General features: G+C 47.0%; 4 protein-coding genes. 3 read left to right on the top strand and 1 reads right to left on the bottom strand.

Annotation, left to right across the window (positions count from 1 at the left end):
- A partial coding sequence (locus tag HY877_02480) for an Rrf2 family transcriptional regulator (GenBank protein MBI5299150.1) occupies nucleotides 1-519 on the bottom strand: 519 nt, incomplete at its 3' end.
- 442 nt (nucleotides 520-961) lie between these two features.
- Here HY877_02480 and HY877_02475 point away from each other — a divergent pair.
- The 3 genes from HY877_02475 to HY877_02465 all read left to right on the top strand — a co-directional run.
- Entirely contained in the window at nucleotides 962-1,150 is a 189-nt protein-coding gene (locus tag HY877_02475) for a helix-turn-helix domain-containing protein (protein ID MBI5299149.1), read from the top strand.
- 80 nt (nucleotides 1,151-1,230) lie between these two features.
- Nucleotides 1,231-2,334 (top strand): carbohydrate porin, encoded by a 1,104-nt coding sequence (locus HY877_02470; protein MBI5299148.1) that lies wholly within the window; start codon nucleotides 1,231-1,233, stop codon nucleotides 2,332-2,334.
- Between the two features lie 144 nt (nucleotides 2,335-2,478).
- Nucleotides 2,479-4,449 (top strand): HAMP domain-containing protein (locus HY877_02465; protein ID MBI5299147.1); only part of this gene is annotated, 1,971 nt, incomplete at its 3' end.

Here is a 4,449-nt window from a genome sequence, read left to right as displayed (position 1 = left end):
TTGAATCAGATGCACATTGCCGCCTTGCACCAACTTTTTAAATCCCAACTGCATCTGTAATTCTTTGGCAGTGTGATAAGGATGAATCCCCAGCAAATAAACATAAATGTTCGGGTCCCGAACGTAATTCGTCATCAAATTAGCACCCGTATGAAGAGTCAGCGCATAGCAATTTTCGCCGCCTTGCTTCAACAAAAAAGTTTTTAACTTAGACAACGCGTTTTCATCGGGCGAATACAAACTCACGATGGAATTGAGCGAAAAGTCATAAATAGATACCCAATCTTTAAGGAGACCTTCCACATCTACAAGCCGGATATAGCCGTTTCGCCCCTTTTGGGTTTGAGCATAGCCCAATTTTTCCAGATAAACGACCGTTCTCGAAACAAGTCCCTGACTGATGCCGCATTGTTCTGCCAATTCACGAGTGCGCCACTGTTTTTCAGACTTCTGCAGGAGAGACCTTAAAATAAGGGTGCTTTTGTCGGCAAACAATCCTTTTTGATAAGGGGTAACCATAAAAGTACAATTTCATTAAATGTACGATATATATCGAACATTATTTTATATCGTACATTTAGTCAAAAAACTATTTTTTGAAACTATTTTTTGAATCAACAGTCTCAGCCCTTCGTCAAGCGTTTGACATCGAAAGATTGTTTTTTACCCTCTTTTGTCCTTTATCAGACTCATTCGGATTGAAGAGTAGGCAATAACGCAAAGAAAATTATCCTTCTTAATCAAGCTGTTATTTAGCAAATAGAGACGCCCTTCTTGTTTTTACCTCTTTTGGCATTCTTTTTGCTCGTTCTGTTGCGTGGTTTATAGTGAATTAACTTTTGGTATGTCATCCCCGCGAAGGCGGGGATCCAGAAAAGCTGATAAACACATGGATTCCTGCCTGCGCAGGAATGACAGATATCCTAATGAAAAGTTAATTTGGTTTATTCAGGGAGGAACAATGGATGATAAAATCGTTTCCGCAAAAGAGGTCGCCGAATTCCTGAACATTACGGAAGGAACCGTCTATCGCCTTGCCAAAGAAGGAAAACTCCCGGGCGCCGTCCGGGTTGGAAATCAATGGCGATTTGACCTGACGCAAATTGAAGAATTGTTTCACAAAGGTGTCCAATTCACGACTGACGACTGACGACTGACAACTATAGTATGACAAAGTTTCCATTCATTCTTCTCTTGTTTTTGCTTCCCCTGCCGGTGAAAGCAGGGCCAATGCACGACCCAATACTCACGACGCAATACGATACAACCACCGACTTTTGGAAAAGAAATCATCTAACCGGCGATTGGGGAGGAACACGAAGTAAGCTGGAAGAGAAGGGACTTACTTTTGGGTTTGTCTATAAAGGAGAGTTCGTTGGCAATACAAGGGGCGGACTAAAAAAAGGGGCAACCTATCTGGAGAACATGGATATGATGGCAAAGTTTGAAACGGAAAAAGCAGGTTGGTGGAACGGCGGAACCTTTTTTGTCTGCGGCTTGGCAAATTACAGTGGAAATCCATCGGTTCATTTTATTGGAGATTTGCAGAGAGTAAGCAATATTGAAGCAACGAAAACAATTCGTCTCTATGAATTATGGTATGAACAATCCCTTTTTCATGATACGTTTTTCGCCCTGATGGGACAGCACGATCTCAATTCCGAGTCTGAATTTGACGTTACGAAATATGGGAGAGATTTTTTGAACAGTTCTTTTGGCGTTCAGGCGAGTATTTCCGCCAATGTGCCGGTTTCGATATTTCCCGCCACAACTTTGGCAGTGCGACTTAAATGGAAACCCAATGAACACTTTTATCTGATGGCCGCCGCCTATGACGGAAATCCGGGCACGATTGAAGAAAATTCAACAGGTACTCAATGGAACCTTTCTTCCGAAGAAGGGGCCATGACCATTTACGAAACGGGCATTCTCTTTGGAAATCACGAAGACAGTCCCACCCTGCCCGGAAGTTATAAATTGGGTGCATGGTATCACACGGCGAAATTTAACGATGTTACCGACACCGATGCCTCCGGCAATCCTGTTCAACACAATGGAGATTATGGCGGGTATTTTGTTGCCGATCAAATGATCTATCGAAAAAAGGGAGATCAAGGACTCGGTGTTTTTTTTCAAATTGGCGCTGAACCCGATGATCGCAACGAGGTTGATTTTTATGTCGGTGGCGGAGTTCATTACAAAGGATTGATTCCAACACGCAATAACGATGTCGTCGGACTGGCCGTTGCTCATGCTTCTATCAGTGACAAACTGCGTGTAGGTGGCAGACGCGATGCCGCCGAAACCACGTTGGAGATGACTTATCGGGCATAGGTAGCCCCGTGGCTGACTGTTCAACCTGATCTCCAAATAATTTTAAATCCGGGGGCTAATCCGGCCCTGCGGAACGCGGTTGTGGCGATGGGAAGATTTAAAATCGGTTTTTAACTGACGACTGACGACTAACAGGAGGCATTTATGAAAAATTTAAAAATCGGGATGAAGTTGGTCTTGGGGTTTGGGACAGGTATCATTCTCCTAATAATTTTGGGGTCCTTCACCTACTACGCGCTGACGCGGACGGGGAAAGGAACAGATATTATCCACAAACGCGCTCTCGACATGGAAACGGTTGCGGATCTCCAAATCCTTTCCTCCCAGTTCGTCATGCCGGTGAACGATTACATCATTACCGGCAATGCCAAATACAAGGGAGAATTTGACAATCTCGAAGGGAAACTGGCGGCTCAGATTGCCAAAATCAGGCAGATGGAATTAACCCCTGACGACAAGGCTATCATCGAAGAGATTGTTGGAAATTTTGATGAGGTCAAAAAACATGCAAAAGAGATTTTTGCCTTGACCATCACAGGCATCAATGTGGAGGCGGCAAATATCATGGAGGAGATGGATTATAAGCACGCGGCTCCGATGATAGAATCTGCCGAAAAACTTCATGAGACCAATCGGACACGCATGGAAGAGCAAATGTCGGAGATCGTCGCCATGAGGAAAATGATTAATATTTTGTTCGGTATTTTGATTTTTTTGGGTGCGACATTGGCCGCAGTCTTAGCAACTATTATCACCCGCGCGATCACACGGTCGGTGGCAGAGATTGTAAAAGTTTGTAATGCGGTGGCCAACGAGGGCGATTTGGAGCATGAGATCAAAATCGAGAGTCAGGATGAAATAGGCCAGATGGCTTTGGCCTTCCGGAATATGATGAATCATTTAAAGAAACTGGCGGGGGTCGCCGGCGAAGTGGCGAAGGGAAATCTCAACCAAAAAGTGGAACCTCGGTCGGAAAAAGACAGTCTGGGCAAGGCGCTGAAATCAATGATCGAAGGACTGGTCAACATGGTGACCCAGATCACAGGAACTTCCGAGCGCGTATCGGCTTCATCCCAGCAACTATCCTCTTCCGCCCAGCAGATGAACTCAACGACGCAGGAGATTGCGGCGACGGTTCAGCAAATTGCAAAGGGGGCACAGAATCAGGCTCAGCGGATTGAGGAGACAACCAAAGTGATGGAGCAAATGAATGTGAGTGTGGATCAGGTGGCCAAGGGTTCGCAATCAACGGCGGCATCGGTGCAGGCGGCGCAGACGGCGCAAAAGGGGGACGTGGCGGTGAAGGCTTCCGTTGAAAAAATGAACCGGATTTTTGAAACGGTTTTCAATTCGGCGAAGACGGTCAAAGCGTTGGGCGAGCGTTCCGAGCAGGTGGGAGAGATAGTTAATGTGATCACGGACATTGCCGACCAGACGAATTTGTTGGCGTTGAACGCGGCGATTGAAGCGGCGCGCGCGGGCGAGGCGGGCCGGGGTTTTGCGGTTGTTGCGGAGGAGGTTCGGAAACTGGCGGAAGGTTCGGCAAAAGCGGCGGATCAGATTTCACAACTGATCAAAGGGATTCAGAAAGAGACAAGTGAGGCGGTGAAATCCATGGAGATGGGGAGTCACGAGGTGGAGGAAGGACGAACAGTGGCAATGAAAGCGGGCGAAGCGTTGCAAGAAATCATTGCGGTGGTACAAAAGACGTCGGCTTCAACCCAGCAGATATCGGCTTCTGCGCAACAGATGGCGGCGGGAACGAAACAGGTGGTGAAGAGCGTAGACGAAATTGCTTCTTCCGCGGAGCAGGCGGCATCGGGAGCGGAAGAGGCGGGAGCCTCGACGGAAGAGATGACGGCGTCAATGGAACAGTTGGCCTCTTCAAGTCAGGAACTCTCCGAGATGGCAGTAGGTTTAAGAAATTTGGTGTCACAGTTCAAGGTGGGAGATGGGAGAGTTGACAGTTCACAGTTGGGAAAAGTTGACAGTTCACAGTTGACAGTTGACAGGAAGAAGGTCCATCAACCGCCGACCGTCAACCGTCAACGATCAACTATCAACTATCAACCGTCAACCCGCAACCAAGGAGCCAACGCATCATTCGTAGGGGGG

It is taken from the genome of Deltaproteobacteria bacterium (assembly GCA_016213065.1).
GTDB lineage: Bacteria > UBA10199 > UBA10199 > SPLOWO2-01-44-7 > SPLOWO2-01-44-7 > JACRBV01.
The sequence above is the reverse complement of the archived record's forward strand: the minus strand, read 5'-3'. Positions and strand labels throughout refer to the sequence as shown.